Origin of the sequence: Microvirga ossetica (genome assembly GCF_002741015.1) — a bacterium.
GTDB lineage: Bacteria > Pseudomonadota > Alphaproteobacteria > Rhizobiales > Beijerinckiaceae > Microvirga > Microvirga ossetica.
Genome location: NZ_CP016617.1, coordinates 422,648 through 442,224, shown reverse-complemented (window position 1 = coordinate 442,224; position 19,577 = coordinate 422,648). Strand labels below are relative to the sequence as shown.

Genomic DNA, 19,577 nt, shown 5'->3' with positions numbered 1-19,577 from the left:
GCTAGCCCTTCGGCACCCAGAAAAGGGTAGGATCGAAGCGCGTCCTGGGGCCGACCAGTTCCGGTCCGCCGAGTTCGCTCAGAATTCCGAAAAGCCTCTCTGCTGCCTGGGTCTCGGCACCTCCCCATGGTGTCGGGATGCCTGCCCTGAAGTAATCCTTCAACCGCCCGAACTCCGCGTCGGATTCGATGCCCATTGCAGGCCTGAGACGCTCCCACGCGGCATCCTCGGCCTTGAGGATCTGGTTTGCGCCGCTGACGGCGCGGAAGAACCTTGCCACCTGATCCGGCTTGGTGCGCAAAAGCTCCTCACGCCAGACGAACCCGACGAGTGGAGGTGAAGGGGTCACTCCAAGCCCGGTCAGGACGTCAACCATATCGATCAAGGGCTGATAACCTGCGGCCTCAAGGCGTGCCGCGAAATTCCAGAACGTCAGCACACCGTCCAGGCGTCCGAGCCTCAGTTGCTCGGACAGCAGCGGCGGAGCACCGTAGATCGGCTCGGCGATCTCCGCGAGATCGGCATGGAGCGTGTTGCGGGAGAAGGCCCGCAGCAGGAGCCAGCTCTTGTCGAGCGGGCTGCCTGCCACTCCGAGCCGCTTTCCTTTGAGATCCGCGAGGGACGTGAACCCCTTGTCCCTCGGCACCATCAGTGCGCCCAAGGCGTTCGAGTACGGCCGGAAAAGAAGGCTGTCGCCTTCGGCCCGTTGGCGCATGGCCCAGAGCCAGTCGCTGACGATCAGGTCGACGGCGCCAGCTTGAAGGGCGACAGTCGTTGCCTGATTGGAGGCAAGTTCGACCCGCTCGATTCTCACCCCTTCCCTGACGTCGACCTTGTCGCCGGCAATTGTGTCGAGGAGCCAGTTGACGGTTCCGAACTTGAGCGACCCGACCTTGAGTGGTTCCAAGACCTGGGCTGCCCCCGGCGATGCGAAGGGCATGACGGCCAGGGCTGCAAAACCTCCAAGGAGCACACGCCGAAGTGGATCCATCGGAATCTCCAAGAGCCAAGGGTTATAGCCACATTGTTAGTGGCTTTCTGACGAGCTCGCGGTTCCCGGTCCGAAGATTACGCCGAGCAGCACGCCATCTCAAGCTCAACTCGCGCGACAGACTTGGACTTTCGCCGACCTCATTGCGTCCAGTCAGCAGCCCCAAACCTGTCCTTGCGTGATGGAGCGCCTATTTGACTTAAACGGGCCGCGAATGTTGAAATCATCCTCGGCTGGATGGCACCCACGGGACATCATGCGGCGTTGCTCCCAAAAGGACCAGGAACGGGGTTGATGACGCAGCCCGCACTCCGCATCGATGGCGTGAGCCACTCTTTCGGCACACGGACGGCGCTCGACCGCGTGAGCTTGACAGTGCCTTCCGGTTCATTCACCGCCCTGCTGGGTTTGAACGGCGCCGGCAAGACAACCCTGTTTTCGCTCGTGACACGCCTCTACGACAGTTCGTCCGGCACGATCCAGGTCTTCGGCTTTGACGTCCGGCGGGAGGCTCCCGCAGCGCTGTCCCGACTTGGCATCGTGTTCCAGGCCCGCACGCTCGATCTCGACCTGTCGGTACGCCAGAGCCTGCTCTACCACGCCGCACTGCACGGGATAGGCCGAAGCCGGGCAAGCGCGCGTGCTGCCCATGTCCTCGAAAAGTTCGCCCTTGCCGACCGCATCGACGACAAGGTCCGCAATCTCTCCGGTGGGCAGATGCGTCGGCTCGAAATCGCCCGCGCGCTGATCCACGACCCCGCACTCCTCCTTCTCGATGAGCCGACGGTCGGCCTCGACGTCGAGGCTCGCCAGGGCCTCATCATGGAGGTGCGGCGGCTCGTGGCCGAGGAAGGCCGCGGGATCCTGTGGGCGACGCACCTGCTGGACGAGATCGAGATGTCCGATCGCCTCGTCGTCCTCCACAAGGGGCGTGTCCTCGCCCAGGGATCTGTGCAGGACGTGCTGGCCGAGGCGGGCGACACCGATTTGCAAACGGCCTTTCTGAAGCTCGTCAATGCTCCCGGAACGACTTCTGCCGGGCGGGAGGCTGCCGAATGAGAGGCCTTGGAAGGACAAGCCCTTTGTCACCGAGAGGCTACGCAACCTGCTTCGCCGGGATCGCCTGGCGAGAGGCCCTGCGGTTCTTCAGCCAGAGAGGGCGTTTCCTGTCGGCGCTGGTCAGGCCGCTCGTCTGGCTGTTCATCTTCGCGGCCGGGTTCCGGTCCGTCCTCGGCGTCTCGATCATCCCGCCTTACGAGACCTATGTATTGTATGAGGTCTATGTGACGCCCGGCCTCGTCGCGATGATCCAACTCTTCAACGGGCTGCAATCCTCGCTTTCGATGGTCTATGACCGCGAGGTCGGCGCCATGCGGATCCTGCTTGTCAGTCCCTATCCTCGCTGGTTCCTTCTCGTCTCGAAGCTCCTCGCGGGCGTCTTCACCTCCATCCTGCAAGTCTATGCCTTCCTCCTCGTGGCATTCTTTTGGGAGGTCGAGGCTCCCGCCATGGGATATCTCACGCTCCTCCCGGTTCTTGTCGCGACGGGCCTGATGTTTGGGGCGATGGGGCTTCTTCTCTCCTCCCTGTTCCGGCAGCTCGAGAACTTCGCCAGCGTCATGAACTTCGTGATATTCCCGATGTTCTTCGCCTCCTCTGCGCTCTACCCGCTTTGGCGCATCCAGGAGGCGAGTCCACTTCTCTACGAGATATGCCGATTCAACCCATTCACCTACGCAGTGGAGGCAATCCGGTTTGCGCTTTACGCAAAATTTGACGGAACCTCACTCGCGATCGTCATGGGTGTCGCCGTTGCCTTTCTCATCATGTCGCTGTTTGCGTATAATCCGTCCAAAGGCCTTATCGCCCGGCGCGGTGCGCCGGCCATGGCCGACTAGGTGTCGGAGGAGCCCATGCGCTTTCGCTGGAGCGTCGGAATTGGTCTCGTCATCGTCGGCCTGCTGTCCGCGGAGACAGTGGTGGCAGCGGAGACAGACTGGCCCTGTGTCCAGCGCCGGGTCGTGGAGCTGAGTGTCGCCCAGATGTGGGCTGGGCCGCCGATCGACCCGGCAACGAGCCTTTGGCGTGACGATCAAGCCGTCGCTTCCCTTGTACGATCACTTGCATCACGCCGCACGAGCCTCGACGAGGCGAGCGCCGCGATCGAACGCTTCAGCAATGCTTTAGGAACGGATAAGGATGCAAAGCTGGCCCTGCTCTTCGCCGGGGTCTTCGAGGTCATCAATACGCAGCGGCGTCGCCTCATCAACGGTATCGAGCGATATGCCCGCAAGCAGAGATCCCTTGCCGACCAGATCAGCGAGACAGGCCGCATCCTGACGCAGAGCACCAATCCGACCCCGGAGAGGACCGCGCTGGAGCAGAAGCTGCAATGGGACACGCGCATCTACGATGACCGCAATCAGGCACTGACATATGTCTGCGAGAGTCCGGTCCTGCTGGAGCAAAGGGTCTATGCGCTTGGCCAGGAGATCTCACGCCATCTCAACTGAAAACGTTTGAAGCAGGTCGGTCCGTGCCGCACATCGGTTCGTCGAGGGCGCCGCAGATGCTACGGCAACTTCATTGACACCAGACCACCGATTATGAGTTCGGTCACCAGAAATCCTTGTGGTCCTTTACGATCTCCTCTTCGAGTTCAAGGTATGGGCCACGGACCGCCACATTGCGCCGTCCGGCGGCGAACACTTGGCGACAGCTCAGATTGAGGGTCAGATTCTTCGGGTTGTCTCCGGTCATCTCGTCCAGCCGACTTTCACTGAGCCCGAACACCACGGTACCTATGCCAGCCCAGTAGCACGCCCCGGAGCACATGCAGCACGGCTCGACCGAGGTCACCAGCATGCATTGCTCGAGGAAAGCAGGGTCGTATTGAAGCGCGGCCGCGCGGGCCACGTTTGACTCTGCGTGGCCAACGCCGCGATCCCGCGCGAAGGTGTTGCCCGATGAAATGAGCACTTCGCCCTTCGGGCCGACCAGGAGCGCTCCGAAGGGATGATTGCCAGCGGCCCGGCTCTCTTTGGCGATCTCCATGGTGAGACGTAGATATTCGGTGTCGCTCTTCATGGCCGCCTCGTTGGGATGCTCATTCGGACCGCAAGCGTAGAGGCTCCTCGTATGGATGCTTCAACCGCCTGCTAGGGCTGCGTAATCGCTTTATCCTGCTCATCGAGAAGCGGCACTCCATATTGCAGGAGGATGGACTGGATCTCCGTTCGGTGGGCATCAAGGAAATCGTTGAGGCGATGTTTCCATTCGGTCTCGCCATGCCTCAGACCGAGAGTGATCCTGTAGGTCATCGGAACCGACTTCGTCTCATTCAGCAGAGGTGCGACTGCGAGCGGCATGCCGGACTTCTTCACGTAGTACCCCGCGATCGGCCCCCATAGGATCCCCGCGTCGATCTCACCCGTCTTGATGTCCTGGAGCATCTCCTCGGCGGGAGACTCGTAGCGGCGGTCGACCATCAGGGCGTAGGGCTTCGCATGGGCCATCAGCCCGTTCGTCGCCATGACGGTGGCCGGAGGGGCCCCTGCAACGATGCCGACGCGCTTGTCCTTGAGGCGATCATCGTTCAGCGAAGCGACACCGTTCAAGCTTCCGTCCTTCGGATAGATCAATGACCATGCTGACTTGTAGTAGGGATTGGTGTTCTGGATGACCTCGCCCGCAGCGACGTATCCCATCACGAGATCGCAACGCTTGGCGCCGAGTGTGTTGCGCACGAACCCCGTCACCTGCGGAAACCACGTGTATTCGAGCGGAAGCTTCAGATCGGCGGCAAGCAGGTCGGCGATCTTGTTTTCGAAGCCTTCACCCACCTCGTTCGAGAAGGGCATGTTGGCCGGATCCGCGCAAACGCGCAAAGCCGTCCTCGAGACCAGGTCCGTTGGCTGTGCTATGGCCAAGCCCGGTACGACGAGAAGTGCAGCCAGTGAGATGCCGACCGCTGTGACCAGATCAGCCGCCGCGTCCGAGACATGAATCTTCATTTTGCGTCGCCAACTTGGGTTTGTCTTCCCGCTTCGCCGGGCGTCCACGAGGAACGGCATCGTCTGCCCGCGCTTTCAGGTAGACGTAGAGATCATCGATGTAGCACATGACATTCACGTTCTGGGCGAACGCCGGCATGACCTGGTTCTCCGCGACGCCGACCTTCTGGCGTCCGTTGACCACCACGTCCATGAACTGCTCGTAGGTTAGTGTCTTGAGCGAGTGCGCCAATGCCGGCGCATAGCTGCTTCCTTGCCCATCCGGACCATGGCACGTGTGGCAGTCGGCATGGTACCGCCGATACCCGCTGTAGGTGTACCAGTCTACGGTTCCGTCTGATCCGATGTGATAGGTCGGCATGCCCTCAGAGGTCATGTACTTCCCGTCCTCGCCCTTCACCGCCGTTTCCGCGGAGTGCAGGGTGGCAGGTGAAAACGCGACAACTGTCATTGCTGCTATAGCCGCAACGCTGCCCCAACCGCGATTCTTCGCCATCGCTTCGTTCTCTTTCGCTCCGGTCTTCGGATTCTTCCAGCGGGCCGCTGAGTGGAGAACGCCTAGCATCGGCCAGCGATGCTAGGCGCCTTATTGTGAGCCGTGCTCCGGCTTCATTGCGTCGGCAGGGCGAACACGGTCAGAGTGCCGCCGAGCGTGGTGTAGTTGGAAAGCGCCGCATAGCCGCCGACCGCGCCGAGGCCGGCCGTCTCGATGGCCCTGTCGCCTTTCTCCTCGCGACCGGGATTGACGGCGGTCTGCCAGGCTCCGGCCCCCTGCTCACCCATCAGGCCAGCGGCGAGACCGATACCGGCCCAACCGCCGACGCCCGACAGGACGGCAATGTACTGCCTTCCCCCATGCTCGTAGGTCGTGACGTTGCCGATGATGCCGGACGGGGTCTTGAACTTGTAGAGTTCCTTTCCCGTCTGGGCATCGACGGCCTTCAGGTAACCTTCGAGCGTCCCATAGAAGACGACATCGCCTGAAGTTGCCAGGGCGCCTGACCAGACCGAGAACGGCTCCTTGTTCGTCCAGGCGATCTTGCCCGTCCTGGCGTCCCACGCGATGAAGTTGCCCATGTTGGTCTCGCCCTTGGGCGGGAACATGGACAGGATCGCGCCGACATAGGGCTGACCTGCCGTGTAGTTCACCCGGAACGGCTCGTAGTCCATGCAGACGTGATTGGTCGGAACATAGAACAGTCCCGTCCGCGGCGAGAACGCTGCCGGCTGTTGGTCCTTCGTGCCGAGCGCGGCAGGACAGACATGCTTCGTATTGACGTCCTCTCCCTGCTGTTCGGTCGAGAACTGAGAGACCACCATCGGGCGTCCATAGGTCGGACTGTTCTTGTCCATGTCGACCTTGGAGACCCAGTTGACGGCCGGATCGTACTTCTCCGCGACAAGAAGCTCGCCATTGGTGCGGTCCAAGGTGTAGGCGAGCCCGTTCCGGTCGAAGTGAACCAGGAGCTTGCGCGGACGTCCGCCGATCTCCTGATCGACCAGGATCATCTCGTTCACGCCGTCATAGTCCCACTCGTCATGAGGGGTCATCTGGTAGAACCAGCGGGCCATGCCGGTATCCGCATCGCGGGCCATGATGGTCATCGACCATCTGTTGTCGCCGGGACGCTGCTTCGGATTCCAGGTCGAGGGGTTTGCGGTTCCGTAGTACACGAGGTTCTGCTCGGGATCGTATGAATACCATCCCCATGTTGTCGAACCGCCGACCTTCCATTGTTCGCCCTGCCAGGTCTTGAGGCTCGAATCTTTGCCGATCGGCTTGCCGAGATGGGTCGTCTTGTCCGGATCGACGAGCATTTCGTTGTCCGGTCCCGTGGAATAGGCGCGCCAAGCCTGCTTGCCTGTCTTCATGTCATAGGCAGTGACATGCCCACGCACGCCGAATTCACCACCCGAGATCCCGACAAGCACCTTGTCCTTCACGGGCATGACGGTCGCCGTGTTGGTCTCACCCTTCTTCGGATCGCCGTTCTTCACGGACCAGACCACCGCGCCGGTCTTCACGTCCAGCGCGACGAGTGTCGTGTCCGCTTGATGCAGGAAGATCTTTCCGTCCGCATAGGCAAGGCCGCGATAGACGGTATCGCAGCACATCACCGGAATGACGGTTGGATCCTGCTTCGGCTCGTACTTCCAGAGGATCTTGCCGTCGCTGTTCAGGTCGAGAGCGTAGACGATGTTGGGGAACGGGGTATGGACATACATCACATCCCCGATCACGAGCGGCCCGCCTTCATGTCCACGAAGGACGCCAGTCGAGAAAGTCCAGACTGGCTGGAGCTTGCTGGCATTATCCTTCGTGATCTGATTGAGCTTGGAAAAGCGGGTGTTGGCGTAGTCGCCTGTCGGCAGAACCCATTGCTTTGGATCCTGGGTCATTTTCATCAGCTCTTCATTGGCAACGGCAGGCCAAAAGGCCGAAGCCGTGCCAAGTAGCACGGTCGCAAGTACAACTCGTCGCATTTGTTTCCTCCCAATGCACGCTTATTTGCCAAGACGCAGCCGGCAACATGCCGGCCGCTCACGCGGCGTACTCATGGGATCTTTCGGCTTCGGTAGCGTTTTGCTGCCACATGCGGCGTCGTGCCAAGAGTGAGCATAAGCTCAAATTGGCTGGCGTCGGACAGCGCAGCGAACGCCGGCCCGGTTCCACCGAAGATTTGCCTAATGTAGAATAATCTGCCTTGCTAAGCAATATTTGCTTTTGCGATCTCGGCACTTGTACGCACGTTGCGTGTGCGACTCCCGCCCGGCGGATTATTCTCGTTCGACCTTGATCACTTCATGCTGGAGAGTTGGTTGGCTTGCTGCACTGCACTCATGCAGTCGGCCTCCTTGCCCTCACGGTCAAAGGCGCGAGCTTGGTCGAGGGCGGCCATTGCCTGACGCATGTGGTCCGGCGCGGCAGAAGCCCTTGCACCCTGGGCGATTTGTGCACTCGTCGGCTGGCCCTGACTTTGTGCGCGGGCATCCGAAGGTGACGTGGCTCGCCCTTGCGTAGCGGCATTCATCGCTGGCGTCGCCTCGGTCCCGGCGGCCTCGCCAGCCTTCGGCACCTGACCGGGTGTCGCGGTGGCTCCGGCAGAACCGGCCGCGCTGCCCTGCCCCTGGATCGCACCGGTTGCGTTGACGGCCGCTCCCTGCGCCGTCTGGGAACCGCCAGGGCTGGTCGGGCCGGAGCCCGCGTCACGGCTGGCCAATTGTTTCGAAACGTCGTCGATCCGGGCTGTGCAGGGTCCGGCTACAGCCGTTCCGACACCCGCTACCAAGGATACCACACTGACTAGCAAGAAGGTGTTCGTCCTCATGTGCGCTCCTCCTCTAGGGAATGGCACGCCATGACAAACGACCTTTTGCCATGACAGTTCCATCAAGGCTTCGCGCGTGCCATTCCGTTTCGCCATGACAATCAGATCTATGAGACCACATCCGTCTCACTTCGGCCCTACTACGACTCCCCAGGGATACCCGCCGACCCTGACGCTCTTCAGCACCTTCTCAGCCTCTACGTCGATAATCGATACATCGTTGGAGACGCCGTTCGTCGAGATCAGGAGCTTCTCGTCTGGCGTGAAGGCGAGCTGCCAGACGCGCTGGCCGACGAGCAGATATTTCTTGACCTCCATAGTCTCGGCATCAATCACCGCCACGCGGTTGGCAGGACCCAAGGCAACGAAAGCCCACTTGCCGTCCTTGGTCAGCCGCACGCCGACCGGCTGGATCGCCTCCTTCGTAATGCCGGGAATCTGAAACCCGATCTTCTTGATGATCTGGCGAGTGGCAGGATCGATCACGCTCACCGTCCCTCCCACTTCGGAGGAGACCCACAGCCTCTTGCCGTCAGGAGAAAATTCCGCGATCCGTGGCCGCGCATCGACGAGCACGTTGCCGACGATCTTGTGGCTCGTCGTATCGATGAAATGGGCCATGTTGGTGGTCTCGGACGTGTTGACGAGGATGGCCCCGTCCGGACTGATGCCCATTCCCTCCGGCTCGACCCCGACCGGCACCTCGGCCAGGAGTCTGTTCGTCTCCACATCCACCACCGTGACCATGTTGTCGTCCTCGTTGGCGATGTAGAGCGGGTTTCCCTTCGGGTGCAGGATGAAGAGCTCGGGGTCGGGACCGGATCGGAGATTACGCACTACCTTGCCGGTCGCCGTGTCCACCACGTCGATGCGGTTGTCGTCGCTCGCGCAGACATAGAGCCACTTGCCATCGAGGCTCAGGGTGATGCCTCGCGGACGGCGGCCGACCTTCCAGGTGGCGACCACGGCGAGCTTGTCCGAGTCGATCACCGAAACGGTGTTGTCCTTCTCGTTCGAGACATAGATCGTGTAGGCATCAGCGTCGGCGGCCCCCAGCCATGCGACCCCCAGGACAGCAAGCACTGTCCTTCCACCGACGAAATTCCACGACATGGCAATCCTCCCGGTTATGTCATTGAAGCTTGCAGGCGGTCTCCGGCTGATCGAAGCCAAGGGTGTCGAGCGGCGTGCGCTGGTGCAGGAAGCCCTGCTCCGGCGCCACCGAGACGAGAAAGCGCGGCTGCACGAGGAGAAGGGGCTGGCGGAGCTGCTGGTCCCAGGGCCTGAAGCTCAATGAGACCCCCTTGTATGCCGGGAGGCCGAAATCCGCTCCCCTGATGAATTCCCTCACTGTGCCGGGATCGGTCACCTTCGTCTGGGTGACGGCCTCGCCGACCGTCCGGACTGCCATCCACACGTGGTAGTCGAGCGGGCGCATAAGGCGATCGGAGGAGCGCCGGAAGCGGGTCTGAGCCTGCGCCGCTCCCCACACCTCGAATGTCGGGTGCCATGTGGTGGCGGTCAGTCCCTGGGTACCCATGACAAGTCTCGAATCCCACGTCCGATATGCGAGGTAGTCACCGAAGTCCCTCGCCTCGTCGGCGACGATAGCGACGTCGTAATCGAGGTTCTGCGTGAAGGTGAGTGCCACCGCGGTGGTCGGGCTGTCGGCCTTGGCGCGAGCCAGCGGGCCGAATTCCCATGGCTTTTCCGCAGCGATCACCAGCCCGAACTTGCGGGCGGAGCGCTTTACGGCCTCAGCGTAGAGCTTGTCCCCCGGCTGCGGGCCGACGATCAGGAAGAGCCGACGCCAGCGCTTGAAGGCAAGGAACTGGGCCAAGGCATCGGTCAGCATGGCTCGGCTCGGCACCACGTGAAAGACATTGGATCGGCAATCTGCGCCCCGGAGCCGATCGTCGGTAGCGCTGACATTGAAGAGCAATGTGTTGTTGCCCTTGAGCGCGTCGGCTATCGCCAAGAGTTCCTCAGCCGGGAGATTGATCGCCAGGAATGCGATCCCGCGCGCTGCGAGCGTCTGCGCTGCGGCAACTGCGTCCTGCCCCTCCTCGAGCGTCTCCTCCTCGAGAACGTAGCGATGGCCCGTGAACTGCCCGGTCGTGTTGTTGTCGCGTGCCGCGAGCCGTCCGCCCGCCAGCCCCTCATCCTCGGGGGCAGGATCGAATTCGTATAGCGTGGGCGGTGGCGGCTGGCGGGTGATCAGCCCGATACGGATATCGGTGGGATCCGGCGTCTGTGTCCATGCTGGGAGACTGGACGCGGTGATGGCCACGACAGCGCTTAGGATCAACTGGTAAATTGACCGATGAACCCGGAGGCGATGCCTTGAGCCAAGCAGTACCATGGGATTGTGTCCTGTTCACGCGAGGCCGAAGGGCATAGCCGTGAACACGCAGTACCTGACGCGCTACCGCTTCGGCTGGCGAGAAAGATTACTGCACAATGGCTACGCTGAACAAGGCTTGGAGGTCTCACTTTCCTGTCAGCAGATCACTTCTGGAAGATGAGGCTCAGGTTATTGGCCGGCATCGGGACGCGCTCGGCAAGGCTTAATCCATTGGCTTCGGCAAGTTCGGCGACCTCCGGAAGATCGCGCACGCCCCATTCCGGATTGCGCCGTCTCAGATCCTGATCGAAGGCATCATTGCTCAGCGCCGTGTGAGCGCCGTTCTCTTTGTAGGCCCCATAAAGATAAAGCACGCCGCCTGGCGAGAGCACCCGCCCTGCTCCGGCCATCAATCCCTGCGTCGCCCGCCAAGGACTGATATGAACCATGTTGATCGCCACAATGGCATTGGCCTGTTCGACAGGCCATTCAGGAGCGGCAGCATCGAGTGAGAGCGGCGCGCGAAGGTTGAGCAGCCTGGAGATCGCCCGATGGGCCGCAATGCTTCTCAGAGCCTGCTCGTCCTGATCCGATGGCTGCCACGTCAACCCCGGAAATGCGGCCGCAAAGTACACCGCATGCTCGCCCGTGCCGCTGGCGATCTCCAGGACGGTTCCTGTCGGCGGAAGCACCCTTCGCAGTACGCTCAAGATTGGATTCCGGTTGCGGGCCACAGAAGGTGAAGCCTGTGCATCTTGTGTGGAGAATGTCTTCATCGTGGATATACATATCGCATTTCGGGGACCCGTGATGCAATTCCCCATGCGCCTAATTCGGCCGGATTCGCCTCAGCGCCCCGTCGGTGCCGACATCAGGGGATCGGTCCACATCTGCGGGACCTCTCAGCCTTATCGCCATTGTCGCGATGCGGCAGCGTTGCGGGAGGAAGGATCGAGGGGGCGATTCGAGACCATGAAAGTCTCTCGTCGGGGAGCAAAGGAATAGAACGCCTCGCTTAAGGACATCGTCGATGGCTTGGGAGTGTCACGCTACAATGCTGGAGTCAGACAGCACTGGGGATCTGATCAAAGAGAGGGAAAGATGGGCGAGTGGAAAACGGTCTATGCGGACGAGGTCGAGGGGCGCTGGGTCACACTCAAGGTCTACGAGACCGAGAATGACGAGGATGGAGACGAAGGTCTGGCCGTTCGCGCGACCGTGGCACCTGGCAGGACCGTGGAGCAGAGCAACGAGCAAAAGCCGGGAGCCGAAACAGATGCGGAAGACAGCTCAATCACGCTTGATCCCGATCAGATTGGGGATCTCGCAGAGGAGTTGGTTGAGATCGGCTTCAGCGCTGAGGCAGCGGCGCGGATCGTTGGCAAGCTTCCGGTGTGATCTTCTGGGCCGCGGCAACCGCAGGCTCGTTGCGCGCCCGTTAAATGCACGGAGTGAAGGGTTTTGCTCGCCCACGAACTGGCTGATCTTTGGTGGCATCAAGCGCGAGAGGGCGCAGATTTCCTGTCCGGGCCGCTGAAGCCTAGTGCTGATGCTGACCTGATGAGTTTAGCTGAGGGGGCATGGAAGGCCGTGCATCGGGGCCTATCCTTGTCCCATAGGCCTAGCGGCCACGGCAGCGGATCTAAGGGCTTTCCATGACAGGGGAACGACACATAGCATTTGAAACACCGAATCCCTTCATCGTATTGTTAAGCAGGGCAGCCAAGCAAAACTATTCCGCTCCGTGTGGCGGCGCACATCGGATCCAGCACAGTGAGCGTACACGAATAAACATTATCATTATCCGATGTGGGCAATTTCCCGGAGGGTTGAGCGCGATATTCGCCATGTCCGCCGCGAGGCAGTCAACCCAACTCATCGGTGTAGAAGGAGTATGATCATGCGCACCTTCGCTATGCTCCTTTCCACTCTTGCCATCACGAGCTCCGCGCACGCGTCTGAACTCACGCCAATTAAGGGCTTGAGTGTCAAACTCGCCAATGTGGCGGGCAATGCGTACTACACCATTGAAAAGGACGGCTATCGGGTGGTAACGACCCTAGCTTCCAGTGAGGAGGCGACACCTGTTCGGTTCATCGCAACTCTGTTGTCCGGTCAGAAAGTAATTGTGTCGATACCGCGAGCTTTCGGCCAAAGCGCCGTTGAGCTTGAGATCAAGCGCATTGAGGATCGCGTGTTCGTGAGCGACGACACTCAGCTTAGCAGCCTGGATCAGTGATCAAGCTTTCGGCGGCCGACGCGCCATGATGCACCGGCCCCTGCCCCCGTCCACGATGTCACATGGGCGCAACCATGCACAGAGTGGGCGTACATAGGTGGCGCGCCGCACGCGCGCTCATCCTGATTGCTTGCTGGGTCACGTTCCAGGCCGCCGCGCAAGCGGTGAGGGACGAGGATGGGCGTTATTATGCTGAGAACGGCGAGCCGACCTATCACATAGCGCAGGGCGGACAGGTAGACTGGTATACGTTCAACGGGTATCGCCGCTATCACGCGGCGTGTCATATGTGCCATGGCCCGAGTGGCGAGGGCAGCATGATTGCCCCACCCCTGTTGGCCCCTCTGAAAGCAATGGACTACGCAGGCTTCCAAGACATCGTCATTCACGGCCTACGAACGGTAGGCCCGGCCCAGCAACGGGTCATGCGGGCGATGGGAGAGGACCAGAATGTCGTGTGCAATCTACCCGACATATTTGTCTACCTGAAGGCCCGCGCCGATGGCGCTCTGGGGCAGCTCCGGCCCGACAATCATCAGCCCAAACCTGCGGCTGCGGCTCTGAATGAGGCTGCTTGCCGGGAAGCCAGTAGGCCACGGCGGTGATTAGACCTCCACCAAATGTAGACCGGGGTGAAGCCGTCGCCAACTCAAGCTCACCCATCGCGTTCACGACCCCAGTCAACAGGCTGGCTTATCCGCAATCATACCGTCAATGTTCGTGATGTTGTGTCCGGGTGTTGTGTGGCCTAAGGACAAGCCGGGCCGAAGTGATTGAGACATGCCGACGCGGATCGGCAAGGGCCAGTTTGGGTCAGGCATTCGCATTCCGGCGGCTCAACGAATGTCGGCAGTTGAGTGCCGAAGCGGACCGAACGCTTACGTCTCAGGAGTGCCAGTACCAGACCTTCGATCCGCCGCCAGTCCTCATTCCATGAACGTGATGCGCCCGCTGGCGACATCGTGCATCGCCGCAACGATCCTCAGATCTTTCTGGGCGACCAGATCCCGAAGAACCTCGCTATCTCGTTGAAGACCTTGGGCCGCCAGCGTGGCATTCGTTGTCGCCACCTGCTGCACGAAGTCCGTGTTCTTCGAGGTGTGCTCCCCCGGGGCGTTCCGGTTGGCCTCAACCGCGGGCTTGATGCGGTTCAACAGGTCGGTGAGCTTTCCAAGCTGGGCGCCATCAATGGCACCCTTGACCGCGCCGCACTCGCTGTGGCCCAGCACGACGATCAGCTTTGCCCCGGCCAGCTTGGTCGCGAATTCGGCACTGCCAACGACGTCATCGTCGGCGACGTTGCCGGCAATGCGGGCGCTGAAGATATCGCCGATGCGTTGATCGAACACCAGCTCCGGGGGCACGCGGGAGTCGATGCAGCCGATCACCAGCGCGAACGGGAACTGTCCGCCGGCGGTCGCCCTGACCTGACCGAGCAGGTCACAGTTGCGCATATTCTGCGACAGGAAGCGCTCGTTGCCGGCCTTGAGCTCCGCCAGCGCATCGTCGGGGCTCAGCGCCGCCTGCCGCTGTTGCGTCGTCGCCGCGCACTGATCGGCGGCAAACGCTCTTGAGAAGCTAGCCGCGGTGCCGGCTAGAACTCCGGCGCAGCAGAAGTGTCGTCGTGACAACATCTCACCCTCCCTTGACCTGTCTGTCGGCAACGAGCCGACCTCGCCCTCATCCGGCCGCGGCGCCCTTCAGAGCCGGTGCCGCCTCGTGAGGCTGCCCGGACACGTCCGTCTCGGCGGGCGGATCGATCCGGAACCACGCCACGTACAACGCCGGCAGGAAGACCAGCGTCAATCCGGTCGCCACCGCAAGGCCGCCCATGATCGCGTAGGCCATCGGCCCCCAGAACACCGTCGGGGCAATCGGGATCATCCCAAGGATCGCCGCTGCCGCGGTCAGGAGGATCGGACGGAACCGGTGAACAGTTGCCTCCACGACGGCATCCCAGGGATGCAGCCCGTGCGCCCGCTCGGTCTCGATCTGGTCGATCAGGATCACCGAATTGCGGGCGATCATGCCGACCAGCGCCAAGACGCCCAGGATCGCGACGAACCCGAGCGGCTTGTTGGCCAGCAGCAGCGCCAGGACAACCCCGATCAGCCCCAGGGGCGCCACGCTCAGCACCAGGAACAGGCGCTGGAAGCTCTGGAGCTGCACCATGAGCAGGATGAGCATCAGCGCCAGCATCAGGGGCACCACCGCGAGCACCGACGCCTGCGACTTGGCGCTCTCCTCCGCCGTGCCGCCGACGGCCACGCGGTAGCCGCCAGGCAGGCTCGCAACCAGCTCGGCCATCCTGGGGTCCAGCTCCCTGACGACCGACGCCGACTGGACGCCGGGCGCGACATCCGCCTGCACGACGAGGCTCGGCACCCGGTCCCGCCGCCAGACCAGCGGAAACTCCTGCCCGTAATCGACGGAGGCGAGCTGGGTGATCGGCACCGTGCGGCCGTTCGGCAGGGGAAGCTGGAGATCGCGCAGGGCCGCCAGCGAGGTGCGCTGTTCGCTGCCGGCGCGGACGACGACGTCGACGAGGTAGATGCCGTCCCGCACCTGGGTCACCGACGCGCCGGTCACGACGCCGTTGAGGGCCTGCGCCACGGCCTGGGAGCTCAGGCCGAGCAGCCGGGCCTCGTCCTGGTTGACGCGGATCTGCAAGGTGCGCGCCGGCTCGATCCACTCGAAGTTGATCGTCTGGACGTAGGGGTCCGAGCCCATCACGTCGGCGACCTTGAACGCGGTCTCGCGGACGGTGTTCACGTCGGGGCCGGTGACGCGGTACTGCAACGGCCAGCCCACCGGCGGCCCGAGCTCGAGCGGATACACCCGGGCGACCACGCTCGGGAACTCGGTCTCAAGGACCATTTCCAGGCGGGCCCGGACCCGCTCCCGCGCCTCCAGGCTCTTCGTGACGATCACCGCCTGGGAGAAGAAGTCGTTCGCAAGCTGAACGTTCAGTGGCAGATAGAACCGGACCGCGCCACGGCCGACATAGGTGCTCCAGTGGTCGATGTCGCCGTCGCCCTTCAGGATCCCGTCGAGCCGGCTCGCCACCGTCTCGCTCGCATGGATCGAGGAATTCTGCGGCAGCTTGAGGTCGACGAGCAGTTCGGGGCGGTCCGAGGCCGGGAAGAACTGCTGCGGGACGACGCGCATCCCGTAGAGCGCAAGCCCGAACAGTGCGAGCGTCACCAGGATGGTGATCCAGCGCGCCCGCATGACGACGATGAGCACCCGCCGGAATGTCCGCATCAGCCGCCCTGGCTCGGCATGGGCGTGCTTCGCTTGTCTCGGCAGCAGCCAGACCCCGAGCAGCGGCGAGAACAGGACGGCGACGAACCACGATGCGACGAGCGCGATGCCGACCACGGCGAAGATCGAGAAGGTGTACTCCCCTGCGGAGCTGCGGGCAAAGCCGATGGGGATGAAGCCCGCCACGGTGACCAGGGTGCCGGTCAGCATCGGAAACGCGACCGATGTGTAGGCAAAGGTGGCGGCGTCCTCCCTGGTAGCGCCCTGCTCGAGCCGCGTGATCATCGTCTCGACCGTGATCATGGCATCGTCCACCAGGAGGCCGAGGGAGATGATGAGCGCGCCGAGCGAGATCCGTTGCAGGTCGATGCCGGCATAGGCCATCGTCATGAACACCATGGCGAGCACCAGCGGGATCGACAGCGCCACAACCGCGCCGGCCCGCAGGCCGAGGCTGAGGAAGCTGATCGCCAGCACGATGGCGACGGCCTCCCACAGGGTCTTCATGAATTCCTTGATCGAGTGCTCGACCGTCACCGGCTGGTCGGCCACGAGCACGGGCTCGATGCCGATGGGCAGGTCCCTCCGGATCGCCGCCATGGCGGCCGCGATGTTGCGGCCGAGCGCCAGCACGTCACCGCCGTCCCGCATGGAAATCGCGATCCCGATGGCGGGCTGTCCATTGACCCGGAACATCGGTTGGGGCGGATCGCCATAGGCACGCCGGACGGTGGCTATGTCGCCCAGGCGGATGACGCGACCGTTCACCACGAAGTTGACCGCCAGCAGATCCTGCTCGGAGCGGAACTCCCCCGACACCCGGATCAGGAGCTTCTCGTTGCCGGTCTGGACAACCCCCGCAGGGGCCACCGCGTTCTGCGCCTGAAGCGCCGCGGCGAGGGCAGCATGGTCGAGACCGAGCCCGGCGAGCTGCTCGGTCGAGAACTCGAGGTAGAACTTCTCGTCCTGGGCCCCGACCACGTCAATCTTGGACACGTCGGGAACCTGAAGGAGCCGCGAGCGGACATCCTCGACAGTGTCGCGCAGCTCACGGTGGGTGAAGCCGTCGGCGATGAAGCCGTAGATGATACCGTAGGTGTCGCCGAACTCGTCGTTGAACCCGGGACCGGTCACGCCCTGGGGTAAGGTGCTGCGGATGTCGCCGACCTTCTTGCGCACCTGGTACCAGATATCTGGAACATCCCGCGCCAGCACCTCGCCCTTCAGGTTGACGAAGATCGTGGTCTGGCCGGGCGTCGTGTAGCTGCGGAGATAATCGAGATGCGGCGCCTCCTGGAGCTTCCGCTCGAGGCGCTCGGTGACCTGCTGGAGCGTGTCGTTGAGGGTCGCGCCGGGCCACCCGGCACTGACGACCATGGTCTTGACCGAGAAGGCCGGATCCTCGGCCCGCCCCAAGGAAAAGTAGGAGCCGATCCCCGCGACCAGGACGATGAGCATCAGGAAGACGATGAAGGACCGATGGCGGATGGCCCACTCGGACAGGTTGAGGCTCATGACGTCACCCCGAGCAGGCGGACCTTCTGCCCCGGGCGCAGCGCTTGGACGCCGGCGGTGACGACCACGTCGCCGGCCTCGATGCCTTGGGAGACGGTGACGCTGGCCGGATCGTAGCGGACCACGTCGATGTTGCGCAGCGCCACGGTCTGCGTCGCGGGATCGACCACCCAGACCGCCGGGCGTCCGTTCGCCTCGGTCAGCGCCGTCGCCGGAACCTCGATCACCTCGCCGGAGGTCGCCGAGGCCCGTCCGACCACAGTCGAGCCGAGGCGCATGGCGGCGGGCGGATCCGTCAGCCCGATCTTCACCTGATATGTGCGGGTGACCGGGTCGGCCTGCGGCGCGACCTCCCGCACCCGTCCGGTGGCCTTGACGCTGGGATCGTCCGCCAACACGATGGTGATGGTGGCTTGGCGCGGTCCCATGCGGACGAGGTGCGCCGGCACGTCGAACACGGCGTCCCGCCCGCCCTGGCGGGCGACCTGGACGATCATCTGCCCGGCCTTGACCACCTCGCCGGGCTCGGCCCCCTTGGCGGTCACGGTGCCGGGTGCGTCGGCCTGAAGCTCGGTGTAGCCGAGCTGGTCCTGGGCGTTGCGCAGTTGCGCCTGCGCGGAATCGACCTGCGCCTCGGCGGTCTGCCGGGCCTGCTGGGCGTCATCGAACTGGGCCCGGGTCGTGTAGCCTTTCTGGAGCAGGCCCTGCTGGCGCTCGAAGGTGTTCCTGGCCTGGGTGAGCTGCCCCTGCGCCGCCGACAGGCTAGCCTGGGCCGAGCGGAGGGCATTCTGCTGGTTCTGCGGATCGAGCCGCGCCACGACCTGGCCGGGCTTGACCTGATCGCCGATGTTGACCGGCCGCTCCAGCATGCGGCCGTCGGTGCGGAAGGCGAGGCTGACCTCGTCCTGGGCCCGGATCTGACCGGTGAGGGAGACGGACTGCTCGTCGGCGCGGCGCTCGACCGTGATGGTCTTGACAGGCCGGATGTCCGGTGGCGGGGCTTCGGCCTGCTGGCACGCGCCCAGCAGCCCGAGGAGGAGCAGTGCGGGCCACGGCGCAGTGTTTCTCGGAGTGCTTGAGACGGCGCCGACGGACATGCCCATGGCCTCCTCCTCAGCGCAAGCGGCATTCCCAGGATTGCGTTCCGATCTTGAGGCGACCCTTGGCATCCTAAGCCCATGTCCGAGGATGCACGGCTCCTCCCCTGGGTTCGCGCAACCACGTGGAACGAAGCGACGTCGACAAGGATGTCGATCAAAAATGGCCCATCGAGAGCCCAAGTCGAACGCGGGAACCGGAATGTCTGCAAGCAGGATACGCCTCCTGGCCGGGGTGGCAAGCGGCCCGGGCGGCTCCGCAATCCAGCCTCATGGCACGACGGCGAAGAACACGATGCGTTGCAGGAGGCGGTTCAGCGCTCTCATGATCTAGGCTCTGTCACGCTCGACGCATCGGGGATCAGCACCCCGTGCAGATGCCCTTCATGACCTTCTGATCGATGCGCTTGGCGCGTTGGTCCATCTGTTGGATGGCCTTCGCATCATTGGGCGAGAACTGCTTGTCCGGCGGTGGCACGGTATTGCTGTCGAGCATCCGATCAATCGCCGCTCCGGACGGGATCTGGATTTCCCCGGAGGGCGTGAACGGCCGATTGCTGTCCTGCGCCAGGGCGGGACCTGCGGTGATCAGGGAAGCGAGGGTGACGAGCCACAGATAACGCTGCATCGAGATAACTCCCGAATGAGGATGCCGACCCCGTCCTGGACTGCGGCCGACCCGGTAGGTCCAGGTCCCGGGGCAGTATACACCTTCCGGCCGAGAGGCCCACCTGCGGCGGGACGCACCTTTGATGAGCGTGCCGCTCGCTATCGCCGCCGGCCTC

The 19,577-nt window shown here is 62.9% G+C and carries 19 protein-coding genes; 6 read left to right on the top strand and 13 right to left on the bottom strand.

Annotated elements, in window-relative coordinates; genetic code table 11:
• Position 1: 1 nt before the first annotated feature.
• Complete coding sequence (locus BB934_RS29895) at positions 2–991, bottom strand: ABC transporter substrate-binding protein (RefSeq protein WP_237050486.1); 990 nt, start codon at positions 989–991, stop codon at positions 2–4.
• Between the two features lie 294 nt (positions 992–1,285).
• Here BB934_RS29895 and BB934_RS29890 point away from each other — a divergent pair, with 294 nt between their 5' ends.
• Genes BB934_RS29890 through BB934_RS29880 form a run of 3 tightly spaced genes read left to right on the top strand, consistent with a single transcriptional unit; the run spans position 1,286 to position 3,504 of the window.
• On the top strand, positions 1,286–2,050 hold the full coding sequence (locus tag BB934_RS29890; RefSeq protein ID WP_099513554.1) for an ABC transporter ATP-binding protein: 765 nt from the start codon (positions 1,286–1,288) through the stop codon (positions 2,048–2,050).
• Positions 2,047–2,889, top strand: coding sequence for an ABC transporter permease (locus tag BB934_RS29885; RefSeq protein WP_099513553.1), 843 nt, complete (start codon positions 2,047–2,049; stop codon positions 2,887–2,889). The genes BB934_RS29890 and BB934_RS29885 overlap by 4 nt, the downstream gene beginning before the upstream one ends.
• A 15-nt stretch (positions 2,890–2,904) precedes the next feature.
• A complete protein-coding gene (locus BB934_RS29880; protein WP_099513552.1) occupies positions 2,905–3,504 on the top strand; it encodes a hypothetical protein in 600 nt (199 codons plus the stop codon).
• Between the two features lie 103 nt (positions 3,505–3,607).
• Here BB934_RS29880 and BB934_RS29875 read toward each other — a convergent pair whose 3' ends face one another.
• The 8 genes from BB934_RS29875 to BB934_RS29840 form a co-directional block, all read right to left on the bottom strand.
• Positions 3,608–4,078: a nucleoside deaminase gene (locus tag BB934_RS29875; protein ID WP_099513551.1), complete on the bottom strand. Its 471-nt coding sequence runs from the start codon at positions 4,076–4,078 to the stop codon at positions 3,608–3,610.
• Between the two features lie 71 nt (positions 4,079–4,149).
• On the bottom strand, positions 4,150–5,004 hold the full coding sequence (locus BB934_RS29870) for a substrate-binding domain-containing protein (protein ID WP_099513550.1): 855 nt from the start codon (positions 5,002–5,004) through the stop codon (positions 4,150–4,152).
• The gene (locus BB934_RS29865) at positions 4,973–5,455 is read right to left on the bottom strand and encodes a c-type cytochrome, methanol metabolism-related (protein WP_237050520.1); all 483 of its coding nucleotides are present in this window, start codon (positions 5,453–5,455) and stop codon (positions 4,973–4,975) included. The genes BB934_RS29870 and BB934_RS29865 overlap by 32 nt, the downstream gene beginning before the upstream one ends.
• 158 nt (positions 5,456–5,613) lie before the next feature.
• On the bottom strand, positions 5,614–7,488 hold the full coding sequence (locus tag BB934_RS29860) for a methanol/ethanol family PQQ-dependent dehydrogenase (RefSeq protein WP_099513549.1): 1,875 nt from the start codon (positions 7,486–7,488) through the stop codon (positions 5,614–5,616).
• Between the two features lie 314 nt (positions 7,489–7,802).
• Positions 7,803–8,333: a hypothetical protein gene (locus tag BB934_RS29855; RefSeq protein WP_099513548.1), complete on the bottom strand. Its 531-nt coding sequence runs from the start codon at positions 8,331–8,333 to the stop codon at positions 7,803–7,805.
• A gap of 126 nt (positions 8,334–8,459) precedes the next feature.
• Positions 8,460–9,446, bottom strand: a complete 987-nt coding sequence (locus tag BB934_RS29850) for a YVTN family beta-propeller repeat protein (protein ID WP_099513547.1) — start codon at positions 9,444–9,446, stop codon at positions 8,460–8,462.
• Positions 9,447–9,465: 19 nt separating this feature from the next.
• On the bottom strand, positions 9,466–10,695 hold the full coding sequence (locus BB934_RS29845; protein WP_099513546.1) for an ABC transporter substrate-binding protein: 1,230 nt from the start codon (positions 10,693–10,695) through the stop codon (positions 9,466–9,468).
• 146 nt (positions 10,696–10,841) lie between these two features.
• A complete protein-coding gene (locus BB934_RS29840) occupies positions 10,842–11,453 on the bottom strand; it encodes a DUF938 domain-containing protein (protein ID WP_099513545.1) in 612 nt (203 codons plus the stop codon).
• 325 nt (positions 11,454–11,778) lie between these two features.
• Between BB934_RS29840 and BB934_RS29835 the strand changes: the two genes are divergently transcribed.
• From BB934_RS29835 to BB934_RS29825, 3 genes are all read left to right on the top strand, one after another.
• The gene (locus tag BB934_RS29835) at positions 11,779–12,075 is read left to right on the top strand and encodes a hypothetical protein (protein WP_099513544.1); all 297 of its coding nucleotides are present in this window, start codon (positions 11,779–11,781) and stop codon (positions 12,073–12,075) included.
• Between the two features lie 502 nt (positions 12,076–12,577).
• On the top strand, positions 12,578–12,916 hold the full coding sequence (locus BB934_RS29830; RefSeq protein ID WP_157934404.1) for a hypothetical protein: 339 nt from the start codon (positions 12,578–12,580) through the stop codon (positions 12,914–12,916).
• A 62-nt stretch (positions 12,917–12,978) separates the two neighbouring features.
• Positions 12,979–13,521 carry a c-type cytochrome, methanol metabolism-related gene (locus BB934_RS29825; RefSeq protein ID WP_237050485.1) on the top strand — a complete coding sequence of 181 codons (543 nt, stop codon included), beginning with the start codon at positions 12,979–12,981 and terminating at the stop codon, positions 13,519–13,521.
• 321 nt (positions 13,522–13,842) lie between these two features.
• Here BB934_RS29825 and BB934_RS29820 read toward each other — a convergent pair whose 3' ends face one another.
• The 4 genes from BB934_RS29820 to BB934_RS29805 all read right to left on the bottom strand — a co-directional run bounded on the left by BB934_RS29820 (position 13,843) and on the right by BB934_RS29805 (position 19,420).
• Positions 13,843–14,580: a carbonic anhydrase family protein gene (locus BB934_RS29820; protein WP_335645650.1), complete on the bottom strand. Its 738-nt coding sequence runs from the start codon at positions 14,578–14,580 to the stop codon at positions 13,843–13,845.
• Between the two features lie 16 nt (positions 14,581–14,596).
• On the bottom strand, positions 14,597–17,695 hold the full coding sequence (locus BB934_RS29815; protein WP_099513541.1) for an efflux RND transporter permease subunit: 3,099 nt from the start codon (positions 17,693–17,695) through the stop codon (positions 14,597–14,599).
• Positions 17,692–18,864: an efflux RND transporter periplasmic adaptor subunit gene (locus tag BB934_RS29810; protein ID WP_237050484.1), complete on the bottom strand. Its 1,173-nt coding sequence runs from the start codon at positions 18,862–18,864 to the stop codon at positions 17,692–17,694. The genes BB934_RS29815 and BB934_RS29810 overlap by 4 nt, the downstream gene beginning before the upstream one ends.
• Before the next feature lie 289 nt (positions 18,865–19,153).
• Positions 19,154–19,420 carry a hypothetical protein gene (locus BB934_RS29805; RefSeq protein WP_099512291.1) on the bottom strand — a complete coding sequence of 89 codons (267 nt, stop codon included), beginning with the start codon at positions 19,418–19,420 and terminating at the stop codon, positions 19,154–19,156.
• Positions 19,421–19,577 lie beyond the last annotated feature (157 nt).

Bases quoted from the DNA above. Each gene is read 5' to 3' on its own strand.
- BB934_RS29845 (WP_099513546.1), bottom strand. From the start codon at position 10,695: ATGGTACTGCTTGGCTCAAGGCATCGCCTCCGGGTTCATCGGTCAATT.
- BB934_RS29880 (WP_099513552.1), top strand. From the start codon at position 2,905: ATGCGCTTTCGCTGGAGCGTCGGAATTGGTCTCGTCATCGTCGGCCTG.
- BB934_RS29840 (WP_099513545.1), bottom strand. From the start codon at position 11,453: ATGAAGACATTCTCCACACAAGATGCACAGGCTTCACCTTCTGTGGCC.
- BB934_RS29890 (WP_099513554.1), top strand. From the start codon at position 1,286: ATGACGCAGCCCGCACTCCGCATCGATGGCGTGAGCCACTCTTTCGGC.
- BB934_RS29835 (WP_099513544.1), top strand. From the start codon at position 11,779: ATGGGCGAGTGGAAAACGGTCTATGCGGACGAGGTCGAGGGGCGCTGG.
- BB934_RS29830 (WP_157934404.1), top strand. From the start codon at position 12,578: ATGCGCACCTTCGCTATGCTCCTTTCCACTCTTGCCATCACGAGCTCC.
- BB934_RS29855 (WP_099513548.1), bottom strand. From the start codon at position 8,333: ATGAGGACGAACACCTTCTTGCTAGTCAGTGTGGTATCCTTGGTAGCG.
- BB934_RS29815 (WP_099513541.1), bottom strand. From the start codon at position 17,695: ATGAGCCTCAACCTGTCCGAGTGGGCCATCCGCCATCGGTCCTTCATC.
- BB934_RS29865 (WP_237050520.1), bottom strand. From the start codon at position 5,455: ATGACAGTTGTCGCGTTTTCACCTGCCACCCTGCACTCCGCGGAAACG.
- BB934_RS29875 (WP_099513551.1), bottom strand. From the start codon at position 4,078: ATGAAGAGCGACACCGAATATCTACGTCTCACCATGGAGATCGCCAAA.
- BB934_RS29850 (WP_099513547.1), bottom strand. From the start codon at position 9,446: ATGTCGTGGAATTTCGTCGGTGGAAGGACAGTGCTTGCTGTCCTGGGG.
- BB934_RS29825 (WP_237050485.1), top strand. From the start codon at position 12,979: ATGGGCGCAACCATGCACAGAGTGGGCGTACATAGGTGGCGCGCCGCA.
- BB934_RS29860 (WP_099513549.1), bottom strand. From the start codon at position 7,488: ATGCGACGAGTTGTACTTGCGACCGTGCTACTTGGCACGGCTTCGGCC.
- BB934_RS29895 (WP_237050486.1), bottom strand. From the start codon at position 991: ATGGATCCACTTCGGCGTGTGCTCCTTGGAGGTTTTGCAGCCCTGGCC.
- BB934_RS29810 (WP_237050484.1), bottom strand. From the start codon at position 18,864: ATGCCAAGGGTCGCCTCAAGATCGGAACGCAATCCTGGGAATGCCGCT.
- BB934_RS29805 (WP_099512291.1), bottom strand. From the start codon at position 19,420: ATGCAGCGTTATCTGTGGCTCGTCACCCTCGCTTCCCTGATCACCGCA.
- BB934_RS29885 (WP_099513553.1), top strand. From the start codon at position 2,047: ATGAGAGGCCTTGGAAGGACAAGCCCTTTGTCACCGAGAGGCTACGCA.
- BB934_RS29870 (WP_099513550.1), bottom strand. From the start codon at position 5,004: ATGAAGATTCATGTCTCGGACGCGGCGGCTGATCTGGTCACAGCGGTC.